The following is a 22,356-nucleotide window of genomic DNA, read 5'->3' on the forward strand; positions in this document are numbered from 1 at the left end:
GTGTCTGGCGGCGTCCGCGTCTGTGTTTGTGACCCGGGCCGCCTGACCGAATGCAGCTATAAACACCTGGGGAAGCACGTTGTTTAGACCTCATCGCTTGGTTCCAAAGACCGTTGCGGCCGCCGCGCTGGCCGCGCATGGACTGGTTGCTCATTCGGCTACTGCAGCTTTCGTGGTTCAGGATATCCGGATCGAAGGCCTCCAACGCGTCGAGCCGGGCACCGTTTTTTCGTACCTGCCCATCAAGCAGGGCGACACGTTCACCGACGACAAAGCCTCTGAGGCGATCCGCGCGCTCTACGCCACGGGCTTCTTCAACGACGTGAAGATTGCCACCGAAGGCAACGTCGTCGTGGTGCAGGTTCAGGAGCGTCCCGCGATCGGAACGATCGACTTCGCGGGCATCCACGAATTCGACAAGGACAACCTGACGAAGGCGCTGCACGCGGTCGGCCTCTCGCAGGGGCGCTACTACGACCGTGCGCTCGTCGAAAAGGCCGAGCAGGAGCTCAAGCGCCAGTACCTTACGCGCGGCTTCTACGCCGCCGAAGTGACGACGACCGTCACGCCGATCGACCGCAACCGCGTCGGTCTTCTGTTCTCGGTGGTCGAAGGGCCGAGCGCGAAGATCCGCCAGATCAACTTCATCGGCAACAACACGTTCAGCACCGGCACGCTGCTCGCCGAGATGCAGCTCTCCACGCCGAACTGGTTCTCGTGGTACACGAAGAACGACCTGTACGCGAAGGAGAAGCTGACCGGCGACCTCGAGAATGTGCGCTCGTTCTACCTGAACCGCGGCTTCCTCGAGTTCAACATCGAGTCGACCCAGGTGTCGATCTCGCCGGACAAGAAGGACATGTACCTGACGATCACGGTGCATGAAGGCCAGCCGTACACGGTGTCCGGCGTCAAGCTCGCGGGCAATCTGCTCGACCGCGAAGCCGAACTGCAAAAGCTGATCAAGATTCGCCCCGGCGACAAGTTCTCGGCTGAGAAGCTCACGGCCACGACGAAGGCCATCGTCGACAAGCTCGGCGAATACGGCTATGCGTTCGCCACGGTCAACGCGCTGCCGCAGATCGACCAGGAACACCATACGGTCGACCTCACGTTGCAGGTCGATCCGAGCCGCCGCGTCTACGTGCGCCGCATCAACGTGGTTGGCAACACGCGCACGCGCGACGAAGTCGTGCGCCGCGAAATGCGCCAGCTCGAAAGCTCGTGGTTCGATTCGAACCGTCTCGCGCTCTCGAAGGACCGCATCAACCGTCTCGGCTACTTTACCGATGTCGATGTGACGACGGTGCCCGTTGAAGGCACGGCCGACCAGGTGGACGTGAACGTGAAGGTCGCCGAAAAGCCGACCGGCGCGATTACGCTGGGCGCGGGCTTCTCGTCGACGGACAAGGTGGTGCTCTCGGCGGGCGTGTCGCAGGACAACGTGTTCGGCTCGGGCACGTCGTTGTCGGTCAACGTGAACACGGCGCGGACGTATCGCACGCTGGCCGTCACGCAGGTGGACCCGTACTTCACGGTGGACGGCATCAAGCGCATTACCGACGTCTACTACCGCACGTACCAGCCGCTGTATTACTCGACGGATTCGAGCTTCCGCATCATCACCGCGGGCGGCGACCTGAAGTTCGGCATCCCGTTCTCGGAAGTCGATACGGTGTTCTTCGGCGCCGGCTTCGAGCAGGACCGCCTCGACATCGACGAGAACACGCCGCAGAGCTACAAAGACTACGTGAGCGAGTTCGGTCGCATCTCGAACAACGTGCCGCTCACGATGGGCTGGTCGCGCGACGCGCGTGACAGCGCGCTCGTGCCGAGCAAGGGCTATTTCACGCAGGCGAACGCCGAATACGGCACGCCGATCGGCGGGACGCAGTATTACAAGGCCGACATTCAGGCGCAGTACTATTACTCGTTTGCGCGCGGCTTCGTGCTTGGCCTGAACTTCCAGGGCGGTTACGGCAATGGCCTTTCCGGCAAGCCGTACCCGATCTTCAAGAACTACTACGCCGGCGGTATCGGTTCGGTGCGCGGCTACGAGCCGAGCTCGCTGGGTCCGCGCGACGCGACGACGAACGACCCGATCGGCGGTTCGAAGATGGTCGTGGGCAATATCGAGTTGACGTTCCCGTTGCCGGGTACGGGCTATGACCGCACACTGCGTGTCTTTACCTTCCTCGATGGTGGTAACGTCTGGGGAGATCAGGGCCACAGCGTCGGTGCGAACGGCCTGCGTTACGGCTACGGTGCGGGTCTCGCCTGGATTTCGCCGATTGGTCCGCTCAAGCTGAGCCTTGGTTTCCCGCTCCAGAAGCACGCGGGCGACCAGTACCAGAAGTTCCAGTTCCAGATCGGGACGGCGTTCTGACGAAGCGTACGGCGGGTTTTGCCGCCGTTTTACCGAGGGTTTTACCGATTTCGGAACCCGGAGATACGAGAGGATGACTTTGCAAACGGGTATGTTTTCAAGGCGGGTGATCGGGGCCGTGACGTTGTCGCTGGCGGTGTTTGCTTTCGGCGCGGGTGCGGTAGAGGCGCAGGAGGCGAGGATCGCGGCGGTCAACTCCGATCGCATCCTGCGCGAATCCGTCCCGGCGAAGGCCGCGCAGACCAAGCTGGAAGCCGAGTTCGCCAAGCGCGACAAGGATCTGCAGGATTTGGCGCAGCGCCTGAAGTCGATGTCCGATTCGCTCGACAAGAGCGGGGCGTCGTTGTCGGCCACCGACCGCGCGCAGAAGCAGCGCGATCTGTCGCAGCTCGATAGCGACTTCCAGCGCAAACAGCGCGAATTCCGCGAAGATCTTAACCAGCGCCGCAACGAGGAACTTGCGGCGGTGCTGGATCGGGCGAACAAGGTGATCAAGCAGATTGCCGAGCAGCAGCATTACGACCTGATCGTGCAGGAAGCCGTCTACGTGAGCCCGCGCATCGACATCACCGATCAGGTGCTGAAAGCCCTCGCGGGTTCGAGTAGCAGCAATTAAGCAGGAGCAGGACACGCATGGCTTTCACGCTTGAGGAACTCGCCGGGCGTTTCGGCGGCGACGTGGTCGGCAATTCCGCACAACGCGTCGTTTCGCTCGCCCCGCTCGACCAGGCCGGTCCGCAGCAACTGGCGTTCCTCGCCAATCCAAAGTATCTGGCTCAGGTCGAGACGACACGTGCCGGGGCGGTGCTCATCAGCCCGGACGATCTCACGAAGCTTGCGTCCAGCGACGGCCGCAACTTCATCGTCACACCCAATCCGTATGCTTACTTCGCGCGCGTAGCGCAGGCATTCATCGACCTGGCGACACCGAAGGTTGCACCCGGTGTTCACCCGAGCGCGAATGTGGACGCTTCCGCGAGCATCGCCGCGAGCGCCGTGATCGGCCCGAATGTGACGGTCGAGGCTGGCGCCGTGATCGGCGAACACGTGCGTCTTGACGCGAATGTGTTCATCGGGCGTGGCACGCAGATCGGTGCGGGTTCGCATCTGTATCCGGGCGTTGTCATCTATCACGGTTGCCGGATCGGTGAGCGCGCGATCGTGCACGCGGGCGCGGTGATCGGCTCGGACGGTTTTGGCTTCGCGCCGGATTTCACGGGCGAGGGCGATGCGCGCACGGGCGACTGGGTCAAGATTCCGCAGGTCGGCGGTGTGTCGATCGGGCCGGACGTCGAGATCGGTGCCAACACGACGATCGATCGCGGTGCGATGGCCGACACGATCATCGAAACCTGCGTGAAGATCGATAACCTCGTGCAGATCGGGCACAACTGCAAGATCGGCGCGTACACCGTGATCGCCGGTTGCGCAGGTATCGCGGGCAGCACGACGATCGGCAAGCATTGCATGATCGGCGGCGCGGTGGGTATCGCCGGACACGTGACGCTTGCCGACTATGTGATCGTTACGGCGAAGTCGGGTGTCTCGAAGTCGCTGACGAAGCGGGGTGTGTACACGAGTGCGTTCCCTGCGGTCGATCACGCCGACTGGAACAAGAGCGCCGCACTGCTGCGCAATATCGACAAGCTGCGCGACCGCATCCGGGCGCTCGAAGCGGCAGTCGCTGCGAAGCCGCAAGGCGACGCATAACAACAGTCAACCCGGAGGGAAGCGGGGCGCTACGGTGCGGCCGTTTCCTGCAATACAGTACCCCGGCGTCTTGCGCGGCGCCGGTTTTCGTATGCTGGACCGCGCTCCGGGCAGATCCGCATGCCCGATTCCGCGTGTCTCGCGCATACTGCGCGTCAGCACGGGGCCGTCGGCATCCGCATCCGAAGTCATCTTCGCGCAATTCCTGCGTGAGCAGAAACACCATGAACATCGAAAAACTCAACTTCGACATCCACAAGATTCTCACGCTGTTGCCGCATCGCTACCCGTTTCTGATGGTCGATCGGGTCATCGAGCTGGAGCCGCACAAGCGCATCAAGGCGTTGAAGAACGTGACGGTCAACGAGCCCTTCTTTACGGGCCATTTCCCCACGCGTCCCGTCATGCCTGGCGTGATGATTCTCGAAGCGCTCGCTCAAACCGCCGCGCTGCTGACGTTCTCGGAACAGCAGCAGGACTTCGCAAATACGCTGTATTACTTCGTCGGCATCGACGGCGCGCGCTTCAAGCGCGTGGTCGAGCCGGGTGATCAGCTGATCCTGAACGCCACGTTCGAGCGCTACATGCGCGGGATCTGGAAGTTCAAGGCACAGGCGGAAGTGGACGGCGTCGTCGCCTGCGAAGCAGAGCTGATGTGCACCGTGAAGAAAATGGACGCGGACGCGTAATTACGCCCGCCGCGAAATGCCGTCGCGCGTCGCATGACAGCGCAGGCAAGTAACAGAATCTGAAGCAGAATCTGAAGCGAGGACGAATGACCAGGATTCATCCCACCGCGATTGTCGAACCGGGTGCACAAGTCGACGAATCGGTCGAGATCGGACCGTACGCGGTTATCGGCGCGAACGTCAGCATCGGCGCGCGTACTATCGTTGGGTCGCACAGCGTGATCGAAGGCCATACGACGATCGGCGAGGACAACCGCATCGGCCACTACGCGTCGATCGGTGGCCGCCCGCAGGACATGAAGTACAAGGGCGAGCCGACCAGGCTCGTGATCGGCAGCCGCAATACGATCCGCGAGTTCACGACGCTGCATACGGGCACCGTGCAGGATACCGGGGTCACGATCATCGGCGACGACAACTGGATCATGGCCTATGTGCACGTCGGCCACGACTGCCGACTCGGCAGCAATGTGATCATGTCGAGTAACGCACAGCTCGCGGGTCACGTGATCGTGGACGACTACGCGATCGTCGGCGGTATGACCGGCGTGCACCAGTTCGTGCGCATCGGCGCGCACTCGATGGTGGGCGGTGCGTCGGCGCTCGTGCAGGACGTGCCGCCGTTCGTGGTCGCCGCGGGCAACAAGGCGGTGCCGCACGGCATCAACGTCGAAGGTCTGCGCCGCCGCGGCTTCTCTCCCGACGCGATCTCGGCGCTGCGCGCGGCGTACCGCACGCTCTACAAAAACGGACTCTCGCTGGAAGAAGCGAAGGTCCAGCTTGCCGAACTGGCGAGCGCAGGCGGCGACGGTGATATCCACGTCAAGGCGCTGATCGACTTCGTCGAGCAGTCGCAACGCGGCATCATCCGCTAGCCGATGGTCCTGCAAACCCGTCCCATGCGTCTCGCGATGGTCGCCGGCGAACCGTCCGGCGACCTGCTTGCGGCTTCGCTGCTCAACGGTCTCGCAGGCTGTTTGCCCGATACTACGCAGTACTATGGAATCGGTGGCCCGCGCATGACAGCCACGGGTTTCGACGCGCACTGGCCGATGGAAAAGCTCACCGTGCGCGGCTACGTCGAGGCGCTCAGGCACATTCCGGAAATCCTGCGCATTCGCGGCGAACTGAAAAACCAGCTGCTCGCGGATCCGCCCGATGTGTTCATCGGCGTCGATGCGCCCGATTTCAATTTCGGTCTCGAGCATTCGTTGCGTTCGGCGGGTATTCCCACCATCCACTTCGTCTGTCCGTCGATCTGGGCGTGGCGTGCCGGGCGCATCAAGAAGATCCAGAAGTCGGTGGATCACATGCTCTGCGTGTTCCCGTTCGAGACGGAGATCCTCGAGAAGGCGGGTGTCGCGGCGTCCTATGTGGGCCATCCGCTCGCGGACGAAATCCCGCTTGAACCGGACGTGCCGGGCGCGCGCCGCGCGCTTGGCCTGCCCGAGGGCGGTCCGGTGATCGCCGTTCTGCCGGGTAGCCGGCGCTCCGAGATCAACCTGATCGGCCCGACGTTCTTTGACGCGATTGCGCTCATGCAGCAGCGCGAGCCGGGCCTGCGCTTCGTGATGCCTGCGGCGACGCCGGCTATTCATGCGCAGTTGCAGGAGCTGGCGAGCGCGCGCGAAGGCCTCGCGTTGACGATCATCGACGGCCAGTCGCAACTCGCGATGACCGCGGCCGACGCGATCCTCGTGAAAAGCGGCACGGTGACGCTCGAAGCGGCGCTCCTGAAAAAGCCGATGGTGATCTCGTACAAGGTTCCCTGGCTCACTGGGCAGATCATGCGCCGTCAGGGCTATCTGCCCTACGTGGGGCTGCCGAACATTCTGGCGGGTCGCTTCGTCGTCCCCGAGATCCTGCAGCACTTCGCGACGCCCGAGGCGTTGGCCGACGCCACGCTCACGCAGTTGCACGATGAGTCGAACCGACGCACGCTGACGGAAGTCTTCACGCAGATGCATCTCGCGTTGCGACAGAACACGTCGCAGCGTGCAGCCGAGGTCGTGGCGCGGATCCTGGAAAGCCGTAGGGGCCGGGCATGACGGACGTCGCGAGCAAGCGCGCACGCGCGCCGGCGGCGAAGGCCAAGGCGGGTGCGGAAGTGACATCCAGGGCGGCGGCAAAGCGCGCGACGCGGCAGGCACGCGCCGAGCAGGCCGGGTTGCTGTTCGAATCGCCCGACGACATCGTCTGCGGCGTCGATGAGGCTGGGCGCGGTCCGCTCGCCGGGCCCGTGGTGGCAGCGGCGGTCATTCTCGACCCGGCTCGGCCAATCGCGGGACTAGACGATTCGAAGGCGCTTTCGGCGAAGGCCCGCGACGCCCTCTACGATCTTATCGTCGAGCGCTCGCTTGCGTGGTGTGTGGCTTCGGCCACCGTCGAGGAAATCGACACGCTCAACATCCTGCAGGCGACGATGCTCGCGATGCGGCGCGCGGTCGAGGGTCTGAGCGTGACGCCGACGCTCGCGAAGATCGACGGCAACCGCTGCCCGGTGGTGCCTGTGCGTTGCGAAGCCGTGATTGGCGGTGACGCGCTGGTGCCGAGCATCTCGGCTGCGTCCATCATTGCGAAGGTCACGCGAGACCGCATGCTGCTGGAACTGCACGAGACGTACCCGGTTTATGGCTTCGACGCACACGCTGGCTACGGTACCGCGCAGCATCTCGCCGCTCTGCGCGAGTACGGCCCCTGCCAGCATCATCGCCGCTCGTTCGCGCCGGTGCGCGAAGCTTATGCGCTGCATGGCACCGTGCGCGGCCCGAACGATCGCGAAGACGACGCTTTCTCGCCCGTCTGATGTCGCGCTTCGCGTGCTCTGAGCGCCGCTTCGCGCGGCGCGATGTATTTTTCCTGCATTCCTTTTCAAGTCAGGCCCGCCCGTGAAAGCCATTACCTCACGCGACAATCCGCTCTACAAACGCCTGAAGGCGCTGGCCGGCTCGACGCATCAACAGCGCAAGAGCGGTCAGGCCCTGCTCGAAGGTTTCCATCTGGCGAGCGCCTGGCTCGACGGCGGCAACCAGCCCGAGTACTGCATCGTCACCGATGGCGCGCTCACTCACGAAGAAGCGCAGGCGATCGTTGCGCGCGTCGACGAACGGCGCGTGGTGACGTTGCCCGATGCGCTGTTCGGCCAGCTTTCGAGCGTCGTGCACGGTGTGGGGATGCTGCTGCTGGTCGATACGCCCGAGGCAGTGCTGCCGCACCGTGTGCAGTCGACCTGCGTGGTGCTTGACGGCGTGCAGGATGCGGGCAACGTCGGCTCGATCCTGCGCAGCGCGGCGGCGGCGGGCATCGACAAGGTGTTCTGCACGCCGGGCACGGCGTATGTCTGGTCGTCGAAGGTGCTGCGTTCCGCGATGGGCGCGCATTTCCTGCTGGAAGTGTTTGAGAACGTCGAAGACGAGACGCTTACCGGGATGCTCGCCGTGCCCGTTGTGATCACGGATTCACATGGTGCGCAGGCGATCGACGAATGCGACCTGACGCGCGAGGTCGCGTGGGTGTTCGGCAACGAAGGGGCCGGCGTATCGCAGGTATGGCGCGATGCGGCCGCGCATCGCGTAACGATTCCGCAGCCGGGCGGCATGGAATCGTTGAACGTGGCGGCGGCAGCAGCGGTGTGCCTGTTCGAGCAATGCCGCCAGCGTCGCCGCGCGCGCTGAAAGCGCAGCGGCCGCGGGTCGCGCCAACGCTGCCCGCCGACCGCGATACATCAGTAATCAGTAAGACGGCTTGTCGATCCGGATTTCCTGCAGGACCGTCGTCGCGATTTCCTCGATCGACTTGTGCGTCGACGAGAGCCACTTGATCCCTTCACGCCGCATCATCGACTCGGCTTCGTTCACCTCGTAGCGGCAGTTTTCGAGTGCCGCGTACTTGCTGCCCGGACGCCGCTGGTTACGGATTTCCGCAAGACGCTGCGGATCGATCGAGAGCCCGAAAATCTTGTCGCGATGCGACAGCAGGGCGGTCGGCAGCTTGCCGCGTTCGAAGTCGTCCGGAATCAGCGGATAGTTCGCGGCCTTCACACCGTATTGCATGGCCAGATAGAGGCTGGTCGGCGTCTTGCCGCTGCGCGACACGCCCACGAGGATCACATCGGCGTCCGTGAGATTTCGGTTCGACTGGCCGTCGTCATGCGCAAGCGAGAAGTTGATCGCCTCGATGCGGTTCTTGTATTCGTCGGTGTCGGCGTTCTGGTGGCCGCGGCCCATCGCGTGGGACGACTTCAGCTCCAGTTCCTGCTCCAGCGGCTCGACGAACGTCTGGAACATGTCCAGCACGAGCGCGTTTGCGCGCTTGACGATCTCGTTCGAGTTGCTGTCCACGAGCGTCGTGAAGACGATCGGCCGGCGGCCCTCGTGAACCACAGCTTCGTTGATCTTTTGGGCGGCGGCGTAAGCCTTGTCGGTCGAGTCGACGAACGGAAGGCGGACGAGACGGAATTTCTGGTCGAACTGCGACAGGATCGAATGCGCGAAGGTCTCGGCAGTGATCCCGGTACCGTCGGAGACTATGAATACGGTGGGCGGCATCGATTGAAGCTGGGTAGGGACGTTTCAGGAAACGCGAAGCAGGCGGGCGAGAGCCCCAGGCGACGCCTCGCGGGCATGCCGCGGCGCTGTTCTTGTCGGCGGACACATTTTCTGGAGTCGGCACGGTAGAATAGCGGCAACCTGTTGGATAAGCAATTGCAGCACAATCGCGCCAACCCGCAGCCTGCCACGGCTCATTCTGGTGTCAATTTGCAGCGATTTCATCTAACTTCGTGTAATCGCGCGCATCTCCCTGCTTTTCCTTTTGCTGGGCCCCAGTTTCGACGCGCGAAGCGATTGTTTCTCCAACAGGTTGCGCAAGACGCGGATCCGCTTCCAATGAGCGTTTACGCGTTCGAGCCCACTTGCGCAATCGTGAATTTTTTTCACACTTAGGGGCTTGTATGACTAACACCGTTGCCAAGGATCAGGCGTATGTAGTGCCTTTCGAGCAGTTGCGGATGACCGATGTCGAGATCGTGGGCGGCAAGAACGCCTCGCTCGGCGAAATGATCAGCCAGTTGGCTGAAGCCGGCGTGCGTGTGCCTACGGGCTTCGCGACGACGGCGCTCGCCTTCCGCGATTTTCTGAAGCACAACAACCTGACCGAACGGATCGCCGCGCGGCTGGCTACGCTCGACGTCGACGATGTCAAGGCGCTGGCCGAAGCGGGCAAGGAGATCCGTCAATGGATCATCGACGCGCCGCTGCAGTCGCAGCTCGAAGCGGATATCCGCGCGGGTTTCGAGACGCTCCAGAACGGCTCGCCGGCTGAACTGTCGTTTGCCGTGCGTTCGTCGGCAACGGCGGAAGACCTGCCCGACGCCTCGTTCGCCGGTCAGCAGGAAAGCTACCTCAACGTGGTGGGCATCGAGGATGTGCTCGATCGCCTCAAGCACGTGTTCGCGTCGCTCTACAACGACCGCGCCATTTCCTATCGCGTCCACAAGGGCTTCACCCACGCCGAAGTCGCGCTCTCCGCTGGCGTGCAGCGCATGGTCCGCTCCGACGTCGGTGCCGCGGGCGTGATGTTCACGCTCGATACGGAATCGGGTTTCAAGGATGCCGTGTTCATCACGTCGAGTTACGGTCTCGGTGAGACCGTCGTGCAGGGCGCCGTGAATCCGGACGAGTTCTACGTCTTCAAGACCACGCTCGCGCAAGGCAAGGCCGCGATCATCCGCCGCTCGATCGGTTCGAAGCTCATCAAGATGGAATTCACGCAGCCGGGCGAGCCGGGCCGTGTGAAGACCGTCGATAACTCGCACGAAATGCGCAACCGCTTCTCGATCACCGACGAAGACGTGATCGAGCTGGCGAAGTACGCCGTCATCATCGAGAAGCACTATCAGCGTCCGATGGACATCGAGTGGGGCAAGGATGGCCGCGACGGCAAGATCTTCATTCTCCAGGCGCGTCCGGAGACGGTGAAGAGCCAGTCGCACGGTAAGGCCGAGCAGCGCTTCAAGCTGAAGGGCCAGTCGCAGGTTCTGGCAACGGGCCGTGCGATCGGCCAGAAGATCGGCGCGGGCCGCGTGAAGGTGATTCACGATCCGTCTGAAATGGAGCGCGTGCAGCCGGGCGACGTGCTGGTCGCGGACATGACCGACCCGAACTGGGAGCCGGTGATGAAGCGCGCAGCCGCGATCGTCACGAACCGCGGCGGCCGCACCTGTCACGCCGCGATCATCGCGCGTGAGCTTGGCGTACCGGCAGTCGTTGGCTGCGGCGACGCAACCGACGTGCTGAAGGACGGCGCGCTCGTGACCGTGTCGTGCGCGGAAGGCGACGAAGGCCGCATCTACGACGGCCTGCTCGAAACCGAAGTCAGCGAAGTGCAGCGCGGCGAGCTGCCGGCGATTCCCGTGAAGATCATGATGAACGTCGGCAATCCGCAGCTCGCGTTCGACTTCTCGCAGTTGCCGAACGCCGGCGTGGGCCTCGCGCGTCTCGAGTTCATCATCAACAACAACATCGGCGTCCACCCGAAGGCGATCCTCGAGTACCCGAACATCGATGCCGATCTGAAGAAGGCCGTGGAAAGCGTCGCCCGCGGTCACGCGTCGCCGCGTGCGTTCTACATCGACAAGCTGACCGAAGGCATCGCCACGATTGCCGCAGCGTTCTATCCGAAGCCCGTGATCGTGCGTCTCTCGGACTTCAAGTCGAACGAGTACAAGAAGCTGATCGGCGGTTCGCGCTACGAGCCGGACGAAGAGAACCCGATGCTCGGCTTCCGCGGTGCGTCGCGTTACATCGCCGAAGACTTCGCCGAGGCGTTCGAGATGGAATGCCGCGCGCTCAAGCGCGTGCGTGAAGAGATGGGCCTCTCGAACGTCGAGATCATGGTGCCGTTCGTGCGCACGCTCAAGCAGGCGGAGCGCGTGATCGGCCTGCTCGCGAAGTTCGGTCTGAAGCGCGGCGAAAACGGTCTGCGTCTCATTATGATGTGCGAAGTGCCGTCGAACGCGATCCTCGCCGAAGAGTTCCTGCAGTACTTCGACGGTTTTTCGATCGGCTCGAACGACCTCACGCAGCTCACGCTGGGTCTCGACCGCGACTCCGGGATGGAACTGCTCGCCGCCGACTTCGACGAGCGCGATCCGGCCGTCAAGTTCATGCTCAAGCGCGCGATCGAAACGTGCCTGCGCCTGAACAAGTACGTCGGCATCTGCGGCCAGGGTCCGTCCGATCACCCGGATTTCGCCCAGTGGCTCGCCGAGGAAGGCATCGCGTCGATGTCGCTGAACCCGGACACGATCATCGAGACGTGGCAGGCGCTCGCCCAGTCGCAAGCGAAGTAAACGTGGTGCGTCGCGTCCGGCGCGAGACTTGAGGTAACGCCTCGCCGGTCTCGTGCCGTACCAAAAAAAGTGCCAGCTTCGTGCTATAACACCCCGGTCAAGCCGGGGTGTTTTACTTTGGGAGACTGACGTGGGGCCACATGGTTTGTTCTGGTGGGTCGGCGCGGGCGTGCTGATCGTCGCCGAGCTGATGACGGGCACGTTCTACCTGCTGATGATCGCGCTCGGCTTCCTCGCGGGCGTGCTCGCGTATCTGCTCGGCGCGCCGCTCGATCTGCAACTCGGCATTGCTGCCGTCGTCGCGCTCGTTGCCGTGAGTGTGCTGCGGCGTTCTCGTTTCACGCGCCGCCGGCGCGTCATCGACGTGTCGCGCGATCCGGGCGTCAATCTCGACATCGGTGAATCGTTGACCGTCGCCGGCTGGCATGACCGCCGCGCACGTGCGATGTATCGCGGCGCCGAATGGGATGTTGAACTCGCGCCGGGTGAGCCCGAAGACGCGCGTCTTTATGAAATCAAGGCCGTGCGCGGCAGTTGCCTGATCGTCGCGGCGCGGCACGACGAGGCGCCCGGCCGCGCAAGGCACGCCTGAGCCGCGTCACCAGACGCTTGTCGCGTCGCGCATCGCATCGACCACATCGAAGAAAAGGAGTCCATCAATGCAAGTTCCAGTCGTCGGCCTGATTCTGCTTGTGATCGTCATCGTGCTGATCGCCCAGACCATCAAGATCGTGCCGCAACAGCACGCCTGGGTCGTCGAGCGGCTCGGCCGCTACCACGCGACGCTCACGCCGGGACTCTCGATCGTGCTGCCATTCGTCGATCGCGTGGCGTACAAGCATGTGCTCAAGGAAATCCCCCTCGACGTGCCGAGCCAGGTCTGCATTACGCGCGACAACACGCAGTTGCAGGTGGACGGCGTGCTGTACTTCCAGGTGACCGATCCGATGAAGGCGTCGTACGGATCGAGCAACTTCGTCTTCGCGATCACGCAGCTCTCGCAGACCATGCTGCGCTCGGTGATCGGCAAGCTCGAACTCGACAAGACGTTCGAGGAGCGCGACTTCATCAACCACAGCATCGTGTCGGCGCTGGACCAGGCCGCGTCCAACTGGGGCGTCAAGGTGCTTCGCTACGAAATCAAGGATCTCACGCCCCCGAAGGAAATCCTCCACGCGATGCAGGCGCAGATCACCGCCGAGCGCGAAAAGCGCGCGCTGATCGCTGCGTCGGAAGGTCGCAAGCAGGAGCAGATCAACCTTGCGTCGGGCGCGCGTGAGGCCGCGATCCAGAAGTCAGAGGGCGAGAGGCAGGCCGCGATCAATCAGGCGCAGGGCCAGGCGGCCGCGATTCTCGCGGTGGCCGAGGCGAACGCCCAGGCGATCCAGAAGATTGGCGCGTCGATCCAGGAGCACGGCGGCATGGACGCGGTCAACCTCAAGGTGGCCGAACAGTACGTCAATGCGTTCTCCAATCTCGCGAAGCAGGGCAACACGCTGATCGTGCCGGGGGACATGGGCGATCTGAGTTCGATGATCGCTTCGGCGCTCACGATCGTGAATCGCGCGGGTATCGGCGAGCAGAAGGTGAAGGGCGCCTGAGCAGCCCGAACGGCTTCAGTCTGGATGAACGAAAAACGGGCCGCGCGAGCGGCCCGTTTGCTTTGCAGGGATGATTTCGACGATCAGGTCGGCGAGCGCATCAGGCGCGCCTTTTCACGCTCCCAGTCGCGCTTCTTCTCGGTCTCGCGTTTGTCGTGCTGCTTCTTGCCCTTCGCGAGGCCGATCTCGCACTTCACGCGACCGCCCTTGTAATGGAAGTTCAGCGGCACGAGCGTGTAGCCGCGCTGCTCGACTTTGCCGATCAGCTTGTCGATCTGGTCACGGTGCAAGAGCAGCTTGCGCGTGCGGACCGGGTCGGGGTTGATGTGCGTGGACGCCTCGGGCAGCGGGCTGATATGCGTGCCGATCAGGAACAGCTCGCCGTCCTTGATGACGACGTAACCTTCCTTGATCTGGCCGCGCCCAGCACGCAGCGCTTTCACCTCCCACCCTTCGAGCACGAGTCCTGCCTCGTGGCGCTCCTCGATGAAGTAATCGAAGAACGCCTTTCTGTTGTCGATGATGCTCATGGGGAAATTGGGAACGGCCCAACTCGTTTAAAATCCCAATTTTAGCAAAGCGGGCCTTTGAAAGCCCGCGACGCCTTCTTCACCCTTGCGACACGTCGCGCAATATATGGCAGATGTCCAGAAAACCGTGCTGATTCGCCATTCGGCGGAGCGAATGTTCGACCTCGTCACCGACGTCGCCGACTACCCCAATTTCCTGCCGTGGTGCGGTGGCGTCGAGATCCGCCGTCAGGACGAGAGCGGCATGGAGGCGAAGATCCACATCAACTTCAAGGGTATCAAGCAGCATTTCGCGACGCGCAATACGCAGAAGCGCCCGGAGCGCATCGACATGGAATTCGCGGATGGACCGTTCCGCAAGTTCACGGGTTTCTGGCGCTTCACGCCGCTGCGCGCGGACGCCTGCAAAATCGAGTTTGCACTGCACTACGAGTTTGCAAATGTCATTCTGGAGAAGATCATCGGGCCGGTGTTTCACCACATCGCGAACACCTTTGTCGACTCCTTCGTGAAGCGCGCCGATCAGCGCTACGGCAAACCATGAGCGGGAAATGGTCGATCGACGTCTGCTATGCGCTGCCCGATGCGCAGACGCTCATTACGGTCGAACTTGCGCCGGGTGCGACTGTGCAGCAGGCCATCGACATGAGCGGCATCCTTGGGCGTCATCCGGAAATCGATCTCGCGAAGCTCAAGGTGGGGATCTTCGGCAAGATCAAGCCGCTCGACGCTGCGCTGGCCGATCACGACCGCGTGGAGATTTACCGTCCGCTGATCGTCGATCCGAAAGCCGCACGGCAGCGCCGCGTGGACAAAACCCGTAAGGCGGGTTCCGTGGAAGGGCGCAAGTGGCTGCACAAGGATTCGCGCTGAGGCGCCGAGCACACAAACTGGGCACGCAAAGACGACGGGCCGGAACGGCGTAGACGCTGTTCCGGCCCGTTTGCCATGGCGGATTCATGTTCTTGCTCGCGCGCGGCGCCGCGCGCTCAGGCCGTCATGCCGCGTTCCCGCGCCGCTCGCTGCCCCCTTCGTCGCCTATGCCGCCTACGCCGGGCACTTCGGCCGCCGGGACGATTCCGTCGCCATGCGCGGTGTCCTCCGGACCGCCCGAATGCTGACGCACCGACCAGCTCACGCCCGCCACGAGCAGCACGATCGCTGCGATTTCGAGTCCGCGCGGCAGGCGGTGGTCGTAGACGAAGCCGTAGACCAGGGCGAACAGCGTCTCGAAGACGATCATCTGCCCTGACAACGTGAGCGGCAGACGCTTGGCAGCGGCGTTCCAGAGGCCGTTGCCGAGCCACGACGCGCCGATCGCGAGCACGAGGTTCAGTTGCCAGAACATCGTCCAGCGTGACGCCGTGACGCTCTCCTGCACCGTGCCGGACGGCATCGCGAGAATGGCGAGCCAGAGCAGGGCGCCGAGTGCGCCCGTCACCACGCCCCACAGCACGGACCACTCGTTACCTGTGAAATGGGCGTTGCGATGCAGGTAACGGGCGTTTTCGACGGCAAACCAGGTCCAGCAGACGAGCGCGCCGACCGCGCAGCCGAGGCCCGCGATCTTCGTGAGCGTGCTTGCATGATCGCCGTGACTGGCGCCTGCCGTGAACACATCGATGTTGATGCAAACGATGCCGGCCGCAATCATCGCGAGCGGCCAGACGAGGCGCGCCAGCGGTACTGCGCCGTGATCGCTCCGTCCAAGCAGGGTCACCGTGACGGGCAACACGCCGACAATCAGCGACGCGGGCGCGATGCCGACCAGGTGGATGGCGGTCGCGAGAAAGAGGTAATAAAGCAGGTTGCCCATCAGCGCCAGCTTGACGAGCATGATGAGGTCCTGGCGCGTGAGGCGGGGCCAGACGCGGCGCAGCATCGGCACGAGGGCAGCAAGTGACACGAGGCCGTACATGACGTAGCGGCCCGCGCTCAGCAGCAGGGGCGAGAAATCCTGCAACTGGCGGGGCACGACGAACACGGTCCCCCACAACGCCCCGGCGAGCACGCCGTACAACACACCACGCTGCATCTTCGAAAGCTCCGGACAAATCAGACTGACTGTGAGCTTAAAGGGTGCTCGGGTGTGCGTCTTGTTCAATTCTGCAGCGAATTCAGGTGTGAATCCCACATCGGGACATACAAAGTACCTGATCACCGGGGCCGCACATACGGCTTTCACGCAGCTTCCCGGCGCCAGGAAATTCCCCAAAATCACCGCTAAGCTACTGTTGATACTGATGATTTCCAGGGCGCTATCCCGTATAATTTGCTTTTGCGCCTATAGGATTTGCCATGCGTCTGATCCAGAAAGCACTCACGTTCGATGACGTGCTCCTCGTTCCCGCGTTCTCCGACGTTCTTCCGCGCGACACCAGCCTCAAGACCAGGCTGACCCGCAATATCTCCCTGAATATTCCGCTTGTCTCGGCTGCGATGGATACGGTCACCGAAGGCCGTCTCGCGATCGCGATGGCGCAGCAGGGTGGCGTAGGCATCATCCACAAGAACCTCACGCCCGCGGAGCAGGCGCGCGAGGTCGCCAAGGTGAAGCGTTTCGAGTCGGGTGTCCTGCGCGATCCGATCACGATTCCGCCGCAAATGAAGGTGCGCGACGTGATCGCCCTGTCGCAGCAGCATGGCATCTCGGGCTTTCCGGTCGTCGAGGGTGCGCAACTGATCGGTATCGTCACGAACCGCGACCTGCGCTTCGAAACGCGCCTGGACGAGCCGGTGCGCTCGATCATGACGCCGCGCGAGCGCCTCGTCACCGTCAAGGAAGGCACGCCGCTCTACGAAGCCAAGGCGCTCATGCACAGCCACCGCCTCGAGCGCGTGCTGGTCGTCAACGATGCGTTCGAACTGCGCGGCCTGATGACCGTGAAGGACATCACCAAGCAGACCGAACACCCGGCCGCCTGCAAGGACGAGCACGGCAAGCTGCGCGCGGGCGCGGCAGTCGGCGTGGGTCCGGACAACGAAGAGCGCGTCGAGCTGCTCGTGCAGGCGGGCGTGGACGTGATCGTCGTCGATACGGCGCACGGCCACAGCAAAGGCGTGCTCGAGCGCGTCCGCTGGGTCAAGAAGAACTTCCCGCACGTTGAAGTGATCGGCGGCAACATCGCGACGGCTGACGCTGCGCGCGCACTTGTTGAGTACGGCGCGGACGGCGTCAAGGTCGGTATCGGTCCGGGTTCGATCTGCACGACGCGCATTGTTGCGGGCGTGGGCGTGCCGCAGATCAGCGCGATTGCGAACGTTTCGGACGCGCTTCGTGGCACGGGCGTTCCCGTCGTCGCCGATGGCGGCGTGCGTTACTCGGGCGACGTCTCCAAGGCACTCGCCGCCGGCGCGAACGCCGTGATGATGGGCAGCATGTTCGCGGGCACGGAAGAGTCGCCGGGCGACGTGTTCCTGTACCAGGGCCGCCAGTACAAGTCGTATCGCGGCATGGGTTCGGTGGGCGCCATGAAGGACGGTGCCGCGGACCGCTACTTCCAGGACAATTCTGCGAACATCGACAAACTCGTGCCCGAGGGCATCGAAGGCCGCGTCGCGTACAAGGGTTCGGTCAACGCGATCCTGTTCCAGTTGATCGGCGGCGTGCGCGCTTCGATGGGTTATTGCGGCTGCAGCACGATCGACGAACTGCACGAGAAGGCCGCCTTCGTCGAGATCACGTCGGCGGGCATGCGCGAGTCGCACGTTCACGACGTGCAGATCACGAAGGAAGCACCCAACTACCACGTGGACTAATCGCCAATGAAGGCATTGCTGCGCGTTGTACTGATCGTCGATGCGTTGATGCTGCTGGGCTTCGGAGTCCTGTTCCTGCTGACTCCGTGGGCCTCGTTGTACGACGCGCTGCAATTGGTGCAGCCGCAGCCGGCGCTTGTCGGGCTGGTGCTCGGCGTGGTGCTGATGGGCTTGTCGTGGCTCGCGGTGCGAGCCGCGTTCGACGGCGCGATGACGGTGCCAGTCGGCCGTGTGGCCGGGCATATCAACTGGATTTCGGGTGTGCTCATGCTGGTGTGGCTGATCGGGTTCCACAACCCGCAGCTCACCGGCTTCGGTCAATTGACTGCTGGCGGTATCGGCGCATGGCTGATCTTGATTGGCTTCGGTGGTGTACGGCTCGCAGGCGCGGTCCGGCGGCGCGACAAGGCGCAGGCAGCCGGATCGAAGGCAGCACGGCGCGATTCGCCGCTTGCCTCGCAGAGCGAGTTGCGCGCCGAGCCCGTAACTCGCTCGGTGCCGCTTTTCGCGGGCGCTACGTCGCCAGCGACACCGACGAGTGGTGCCGTGGATACGCCGATGTCGCCGCCGCAGCCGGAAGCGCCAGAACCGGCGGCGACACAGCGTACGACGAGCGCCGATGAAGCCCGCCTGAGCGCCCGCGACGAGACCGCCAACGCGCCGAGGCCTCCGCTGCATGGCTGAGTGGCGACACCCGGCCCCCGCCGCAGGCCTTGCCGCCTCGCACCCAGATTGCGACGCACGACCAGGCACCGCAACGCAACGCGACACACGCTTCCCGAATTCACGCTGCGCGCAGCGCGCGCGGCTTTCCGTATCCGTTCTTTTTTTAGGTCTCGTCCTGCCATGCACGACAAAATCCTGATTCTCGACTTCGGTTCGCAAGTCACCCAGCTCATTGCACGACGCGTGCGCGAGGCGCACGTCCTCTCGGAAGTCCACCCATATGACGTCGATGAGGCGTTCATCCGCGAGTTCGCGCCCAAGGGCATCATCCTCTCGGGTGGCCCGAACTCGGTGACGACGTCCGATACACCGCGCGCACCGCAAGCCGTATTCGATCTCGGCGTGCCGGTGTTCGGCATCTGCTACGGCATGCAGATGATGGCCGAGCAACTGGGTGGCAAGGTCGACATCGGCCACGTACGCGAATTCGGCTACGCCGAAGTGCGGGCGCGCAACCATACGAGCCTGCTGGAAGGCATCGAGGACTTCCAGACGTCGGAAGGCCACGGCATGCTCAAGGTCTGGATGAGCCACGGCGACAAGGTCACCGCCATGCCCGAAGGCTTCAAGCTGATGGCTTCGACCGAGTCGTGCCCGATCGCGGCGATGGCCGACGAGTCGCGTCACTTCTACGGCGTGCAATGGCACCCGGAAGTCACGCACACCGCGAAGGGTCGCGCGATGATCGAACGCTTTGTGCTCGACATCTGCGGCGCGAAGGCCGACTGGGAAATGGGCCACTACATCGATGAAGCCGTCGAGACGATCCGCAAGCAGGTCGGCGACGAGCACGTCATTCTTGGCCTCTCGGGCGGCGTGGATTCATCGGTGGCAGCGGCGCTGCTGCATCGCGCGATCGGCGACCAGCTGACCTGTGTGTTCGTCGATCATGGCCTCCTGCGTCTGAACGAAGCCGAACAGGTCATGTCGATGTTCGCGGACAACCTGGGCGTGAAGGTGATCCACGTCGATGCGAGCGAAGCGTTCATGTCGAAGCTCGCAGGCGTGACCGATCCGGAAGCGAAGCGCAAGATCATCGGCGCGGAATTCGTCGAGGTGTTCCAGGCCGAGGCGGGCAAGCTCACCGACGCGAAGTGGCTCGCACAAGGCACGATCTATCCGGACGTGATCGAATCGGCGGGCAAGGGCAAGAAGGCCGCGCACACGATCAAGAGCCACCACAATGTCGGCGGTTTGCCGGAGACGCTGAACCTGAAGCTGCTCGAGCCGCTACGCGAGCTGTTCAAGGACGAAGTGCGCGAACTCGGTGTGAAGCTCGGTCTGCCGCATTCGATGGTCTATCGCCATCCGTTCCCGGGCCCGGGCCTCGGCGTGCGGATTCTCGGCGCTGTGAAGCGCGAGTTCGCCGATCTGCTGCGCCGCGCCGACGCGATCTTCATCGAGACGCTGCGCAACACCATCGACAAGGAAACCGGCAAGTCGTGGTACGACCTCACGAGCCAGGCGTTCGCGGTGTTCCTGCCGGTGAAGAGCGTTGGCGTGATGGGCGATGGACGCACCTACGAATACGTCGTCGCGCTGCGTGCCGTGCAGACGCAGGACTTCATGACGGCGCACTGGGCACATCTGCCGCATGACTTGCTCGGTCACGTGTCGAATCGCATCATCAATGAAGTGCGCGGCATCAATCGCGTCGTGTACGACATTTCGGGCAAGCCGCCCGCGACGATCGAGTGGGAGTGATCTGAACTTTTCCGGCCGGTTCAGGAAGTCTGGCTTTTCGTGTTTTCTTTTTTTAAAACACGAATCCGCAATTGATGCGATCCGCGCCGGCCGTGTGGCCGGCGCGGCTTCGCCAGGGCGCAGAAACTTGAACGCGCGTTTTCGGCGCACACCGTAGCGCGCAGCCGACGTGCTGTGCGAAAGTATCGGCATCGTCGCTAGCCGAGCGCCTTCGAACGCGCCCCGATCGCTTCGCCGCGACGGCGATGATCGTTCTTGAAGCCCAACGGACATTCGCCGGTCCCGTTGCATTAATTCGCTCCACTAACTATTATTCGCGCGCGCCGGTGCCTGTCCTGACCCTCCTGTTTTCGGCGCGGCTACTTTCTCATTTGCAAACTTTGCCAAAATGCCGGAATCCTGGCGTTCTACTGTCACGTGACATAGATTAACTACACCGCAGTATGCAACTGCAAGTAGAACGCAAAGCATTTTCTTTAAGTGAGCAGAACAACCTGCCACTTCACTTATACGGAACGAGATACGAGACGCTACCAATGTATTCAGTACGCAGGTCACATACGCACGCAGTGTGTCATTTGCCGTTCATAGATATGTGAGTCCCACATCTTTGAATGATCCTGCCAGCTTACCGGAGACGGGAAATCAGACTTCAGGTCCGGGAGAGCAACCATGATGGAAACGAATTCGAGACTCGTCGTATGTGTAGCAGCGGCGGTGCTGCTGACGGCATGCGGCGGTAGCGGCAGCAGCAGCGGAAGCCAACCAGCGCCAGTAGTGAATGCCGATCCGCAAGGTTTCTGGCAAGGCACTGATACCAACGGCCGAGCCGTTGCGGCTCTGGTATTGGAGACGGGGCAGTACTTTGCGGTGTACTCAACCAACAGTTCGGTCGGCGGCATGGTTGAGGGAACACTAACAGTCAGCGGAAACGCCGTCTCCGACAACTCCGCAATCGATTTCGTAGTCGGGGCGCCAGCAGTAAACGCTACGGTCACGGGCACGGCTACAACCAAACAACTGCTCGCTGTAAAAGTTAGCGAACCCAGTCAATCCGTGTCCTTTACCGGAACATATAACGCCACGTACGATTCGTCGCCGTCGTCGACCGCAGCCGTTGGAACGTGGACCGGATCCGCAGCAGGCGGTGCCGCCGTTACCTCTATCACGGTCGCTGCTGATAACAGCTTCACGGGGACATCGGAAACGTGCACATTCAGCGGATCTGTTGCACCGCGCGCGAGTGGAAAGAACGTGTTCGATGGCAACGTGACGTTCAATAACGCCTCGTGTCAGCTGGGTGCCGGTACGAAGATTGGTTTCGAGGCGGTAATCGCCAACAACCAGATGGTCGCTGCGGGCGTTAATCCCTCGCGAACTGCTGGATTCGTGTTCCTCGGTACGAGGGGCTAAAAGCCAGCTAGCACAGGGTCCCGGCCCGGGTGTGTCGCGGGCCGGTGCCGCTTGCCTCGTTTGCGAAAGAGGGAATGTCTAGCTTTGCGAGTCAAGCTTGCCCCGGACCGTACGCGTCCCGTTTACGGATTAAGACCGGAGATCGATAGATAGCTGTCGTCGAGATTTTCGTCGAGGATAGTACGGGCCGCACGACAATACATTCCTCTACTGCATTTTGTGCGCACGCTCCTGTTCGCGGAGCCTGTATCAGCACCATGGTGCTTTTGCGCGGCAGCGAGAATATGTTCAATATCGTCATTTCTGACGACGTTCTGGTTTTCTTCGCGGGCGTTCTCGTTGTAATGTATCGGACGCCGGATCTGCGGATTTCCGCTTATCTGATTCCGGTGTGGCTTGCCGTGCCCGGCGCCGCGTCCCGTTTCTGGCAGCGAAGGCGGCGCCACGACGCGCGGACCCTATCCGGCCCGTATTTTGTCCTGAACAG

21 protein-coding genes are annotated in these 22,356 nt (G+C 62.8%); 17 read left to right on the top strand and 4 right to left on the bottom strand.

Features of this window, described 5'->3' with window-relative positions; all coding sequences use genetic code 11:
* Positions 1 to 79: 79 nt before the first annotated feature.
* The 8 genes from bamA (at position 80) to D1Y85_RS07455 (ending at position 8,459) form a co-directional block, all read left to right on the top strand.
* A complete protein-coding gene (bamA, locus tag D1Y85_RS07420; RefSeq protein WP_124150404.1) occupies positions 80 to 2,386 on the top strand; it encodes an outer membrane protein assembly factor BamA in 2,307 nt (768 codons plus the stop codon).
* 91 nt (positions 2,387 to 2,477) lie between these two features.
* Positions 2,478 to 3,002 (top strand): OmpH/Skp family outer membrane protein, encoded by a 525-nt coding sequence (locus tag D1Y85_RS07425; RefSeq protein WP_425466892.1) that lies wholly within the window; start codon positions 2,478 to 2,480, stop codon positions 3,000 to 3,002.
* Between the two features lie 17 nt (positions 3,003 to 3,019).
* Positions 3,020 to 4,096: a UDP-3-O-(3-hydroxymyristoyl)glucosamine N-acyltransferase gene (gene lpxD / locus D1Y85_RS07430; RefSeq protein WP_124150405.1), complete on the top strand. Its 1,077-nt coding sequence runs from the start codon at positions 3,020 to 3,022 to the stop codon at positions 4,094 to 4,096.
* A 224-nt stretch (positions 4,097 to 4,320) separates the two neighbouring features.
* Positions 4,321 to 4,785 (top strand): 3-hydroxyacyl-ACP dehydratase FabZ, encoded by a 465-nt coding sequence (gene fabZ, locus D1Y85_RS07435; protein WP_124150406.1) that lies wholly within the window; start codon positions 4,321 to 4,323, stop codon positions 4,783 to 4,785.
* Positions 4,786 to 4,871: 86 nt separating this feature from the next.
* Positions 4,872 to 5,660, top strand: a complete 789-nt coding sequence (gene lpxA / locus D1Y85_RS07440) for an acyl-ACP--UDP-N-acetylglucosamine O-acyltransferase (protein ID WP_124150407.1) — start codon at positions 4,872 to 4,874, stop codon at positions 5,658 to 5,660.
* A gap of 3 nt (positions 5,661 to 5,663) precedes the next feature.
* Entirely contained in the window at positions 5,664 to 6,833 is a 1,170-nt protein-coding gene (gene lpxB, locus D1Y85_RS07445; protein WP_124150408.1) for a lipid-A-disaccharide synthase, read from the top strand.
* A complete protein-coding gene (gene rnhB, locus D1Y85_RS07450; protein WP_124150409.1) occupies positions 6,830 to 7,591 on the top strand; it encodes a ribonuclease HII in 762 nt (253 codons plus the stop codon). Before lpxB ends, rnhB begins: the two co-directional genes overlap by 4 nt.
* An 82-nt stretch (positions 7,592 to 7,673) precedes the next feature.
* Positions 7,674 to 8,459 carry a TrmH family RNA methyltransferase gene (locus D1Y85_RS07455; RefSeq protein ID WP_124150410.1) on the top strand — a complete coding sequence of 262 codons (786 nt, stop codon included), beginning with the start codon at positions 7,674 to 7,676 and terminating at the stop codon, positions 8,457 to 8,459.
* Between the two features lie 57 nt (positions 8,460 to 8,516).
* Here D1Y85_RS07455 and ppsR read toward each other — a convergent pair whose 3' ends face one another.
* Positions 8,517 to 9,332, bottom strand: a complete 816-nt coding sequence (ppsR, locus tag D1Y85_RS07460; RefSeq protein WP_124150411.1) for a posphoenolpyruvate synthetase regulatory kinase/phosphorylase PpsR — start codon at positions 9,330 to 9,332, stop codon at positions 8,517 to 8,519.
* Positions 9,333 to 9,736: 404 nt separating this feature from the next.
* Here ppsR and ppsA point away from each other — a divergent pair, with 404 nt between their 5' ends.
* The 3 genes from ppsA to D1Y85_RS07475 all read left to right on the top strand — a co-directional run bounded on the left by ppsA (position 9,737) and on the right by D1Y85_RS07475 (position 13,737).
* The gene (ppsA, locus tag D1Y85_RS07465; RefSeq protein ID WP_124150412.1) at positions 9,737 to 12,136 is read left to right on the top strand and encodes a phosphoenolpyruvate synthase; all 2,400 of its coding nucleotides are present in this window, start codon (positions 9,737 to 9,739) and stop codon (positions 12,134 to 12,136) included.
* Positions 12,137 to 12,266: 130 nt separating this feature from the next.
* Positions 12,267 to 12,728 carry an NfeD family protein gene (locus D1Y85_RS07470; protein ID WP_124150413.1) on the top strand — a complete coding sequence of 154 codons (462 nt, stop codon included), beginning with the start codon at positions 12,267 to 12,269 and terminating at the stop codon, positions 12,726 to 12,728.
* 67 nt (positions 12,729 to 12,795) lie between these two features.
* The gene (locus D1Y85_RS07475) at positions 12,796 to 13,737 is read left to right on the top strand and encodes an SPFH domain-containing protein (protein WP_124150414.1); all 942 of its coding nucleotides are present in this window, start codon (positions 12,796 to 12,798) and stop codon (positions 13,735 to 13,737) included.
* A gap of 83 nt (positions 13,738 to 13,820) precedes the next feature.
* Here the strand turns inward: D1Y85_RS07475 and smpB are convergent, their stop codons facing one another.
* On the bottom strand, positions 13,821 to 14,267 hold the full coding sequence (smpB, locus tag D1Y85_RS07480; RefSeq protein ID WP_124150415.1) for an SsrA-binding protein SmpB: 447 nt from the start codon (positions 14,265 to 14,267) through the stop codon (positions 13,821 to 13,823).
* A 106-nt stretch (positions 14,268 to 14,373) separates the two neighbouring features.
* Here smpB and D1Y85_RS07485 point away from each other — a divergent pair, with 106 nt between their 5' ends.
* A complete protein-coding gene (locus D1Y85_RS07485; RefSeq protein ID WP_124150416.1) occupies positions 14,374 to 14,811 on the top strand; it encodes a type II toxin-antitoxin system RatA family toxin in 438 nt (145 codons plus the stop codon).
* Positions 14,808 to 15,140 carry an RnfH family protein gene (locus tag D1Y85_RS07490; RefSeq protein WP_124150417.1) on the top strand — a complete coding sequence of 111 codons (333 nt, stop codon included), beginning with the start codon at positions 14,808 to 14,810 and terminating at the stop codon, positions 15,138 to 15,140. The genes D1Y85_RS07485 and D1Y85_RS07490 overlap by 4 nt, the downstream gene beginning before the upstream one ends.
* Positions 15,141 to 15,264: 124 nt before the next feature.
* Here the strand turns inward: D1Y85_RS07490 and D1Y85_RS07495 are convergent, their stop codons facing one another.
* A complete protein-coding gene (locus tag D1Y85_RS07495; protein ID WP_124150418.1) occupies positions 15,265 to 16,302 on the bottom strand; it encodes a DMT family transporter in 1,038 nt (345 codons plus the stop codon).
* A 263-nt stretch (positions 16,303 to 16,565) separates the two neighbouring features.
* Here D1Y85_RS07495 and guaB point away from each other — a divergent pair, with 263 nt between their 5' ends.
* From guaB to D1Y85_RS07515, 4 genes are all read left to right on the top strand, one after another.
* On the top strand, positions 16,566 to 18,026 hold the full coding sequence (gene guaB / locus D1Y85_RS07500) for an IMP dehydrogenase (protein ID WP_124150419.1): 1,461 nt from the start codon (positions 16,566 to 16,568) through the stop codon (positions 18,024 to 18,026).
* 6 nt (positions 18,027 to 18,032) lie between these two features.
* Positions 18,033 to 18,710: a hypothetical protein gene (locus D1Y85_RS07505; protein ID WP_124150420.1), complete on the top strand. Its 678-nt coding sequence runs from the start codon at positions 18,033 to 18,035 to the stop codon at positions 18,708 to 18,710.
* A gap of 162 nt (positions 18,711 to 18,872) precedes the next feature.
* The gene (gene guaA, locus D1Y85_RS07510) at positions 18,873 to 20,456 is read left to right on the top strand and encodes a glutamine-hydrolyzing GMP synthase (RefSeq protein WP_124150421.1); all 1,584 of its coding nucleotides are present in this window, start codon (positions 18,873 to 18,875) and stop codon (positions 20,454 to 20,456) included.
* A 672-nt stretch (positions 20,457 to 21,128) separates the two neighbouring features.
* Entirely contained in the window at positions 21,129 to 21,869 is a 741-nt protein-coding gene (locus D1Y85_RS07515; protein WP_124150422.1) for a hypothetical protein, read from the top strand.
* A gap of 122 nt (positions 21,870 to 21,991) precedes the next feature.
* Here the strand turns inward: D1Y85_RS07515 and D1Y85_RS07520 are convergent, their stop codons facing one another.
* Positions 21,992 to 22,315, bottom strand: coding sequence for a hypothetical protein (locus D1Y85_RS07520; RefSeq protein WP_124150423.1), 324 nt, complete (start codon positions 22,313 to 22,315; stop codon positions 21,992 to 21,994).
* Positions 22,316 to 22,356: the final 41 nt, after the last annotated feature.

The organism is Paraburkholderia dinghuensis (genome assembly GCF_003837865.1).
In the GTDB taxonomy this organism is placed as follows: Bacteria; Pseudomonadota; Gammaproteobacteria; order Burkholderiales; family Burkholderiaceae; genus Paraburkholderia; species Paraburkholderia dinghuensis.

Bases quoted from the DNA above. Each gene is read 5' to 3' on its own strand.
- D1Y85_RS07425 (WP_425466892.1), top strand. From the start codon at position 2,478: ATGTTTTCAAGGCGGGTGATCGGGGCCGTGACGTTGTCGCTGGCGGTG.
- lpxD (WP_124150405.1), top strand. From the start codon at position 3,020: ATGGCTTTCACGCTTGAGGAACTCGCCGGGCGTTTCGGCGGCGACGTG.
- fabZ (WP_124150406.1), top strand. From the start codon at position 4,321: ATGAACATCGAAAAACTCAACTTCGACATCCACAAGATTCTCACGCTG.
- lpxA (WP_124150407.1), top strand. From the start codon at position 4,872: ATGACCAGGATTCATCCCACCGCGATTGTCGAACCGGGTGCACAAGTC.
- lpxB (WP_124150408.1), top strand. From the start codon at position 5,664: ATGGTCCTGCAAACCCGTCCCATGCGTCTCGCGATGGTCGCCGGCGAA.
- rnhB (WP_124150409.1), top strand. From the start codon at position 6,830: ATGACGGACGTCGCGAGCAAGCGCGCACGCGCGCCGGCGGCGAAGGCC.
- ppsR (WP_124150411.1), bottom strand. From the start codon at position 9,332: ATGCCGCCCACCGTATTCATAGTCTCCGACGGTACCGGGATCACTGCC.
- ppsA (WP_124150412.1), top strand. From the start codon at position 9,737: ATGACTAACACCGTTGCCAAGGATCAGGCGTATGTAGTGCCTTTCGAG.
- D1Y85_RS07475 (WP_124150414.1), top strand. From the start codon at position 12,796: ATGCAAGTTCCAGTCGTCGGCCTGATTCTGCTTGTGATCGTCATCGTG.
- smpB (WP_124150415.1), bottom strand. From the start codon at position 14,267: ATGAGCATCATCGACAACAGAAAGGCGTTCTTCGATTACTTCATCGAG.
- D1Y85_RS07485 (WP_124150416.1), top strand. From the start codon at position 14,374: ATGGCAGATGTCCAGAAAACCGTGCTGATTCGCCATTCGGCGGAGCGA.
- D1Y85_RS07490 (WP_124150417.1), top strand. From the start codon at position 14,808: ATGAGCGGGAAATGGTCGATCGACGTCTGCTATGCGCTGCCCGATGCG.
- D1Y85_RS07495 (WP_124150418.1), bottom strand. From the start codon at position 16,302: ATGCAGCGTGGTGTGTTGTACGGCGTGCTCGCCGGGGCGTTGTGGGGG.
- guaB (WP_124150419.1), top strand. From the start codon at position 16,566: ATGCGTCTGATCCAGAAAGCACTCACGTTCGATGACGTGCTCCTCGTT.
- D1Y85_RS07505 (WP_124150420.1), top strand. From the start codon at position 18,033: ATGAAGGCATTGCTGCGCGTTGTACTGATCGTCGATGCGTTGATGCTG.
- guaA (WP_124150421.1), top strand. From the start codon at position 18,873: ATGCACGACAAAATCCTGATTCTCGACTTCGGTTCGCAAGTCACCCAG.
- D1Y85_RS07515 (WP_124150422.1), top strand. From the start codon at position 21,129: ATGATGGAAACGAATTCGAGACTCGTCGTATGTGTAGCAGCGGCGGTG.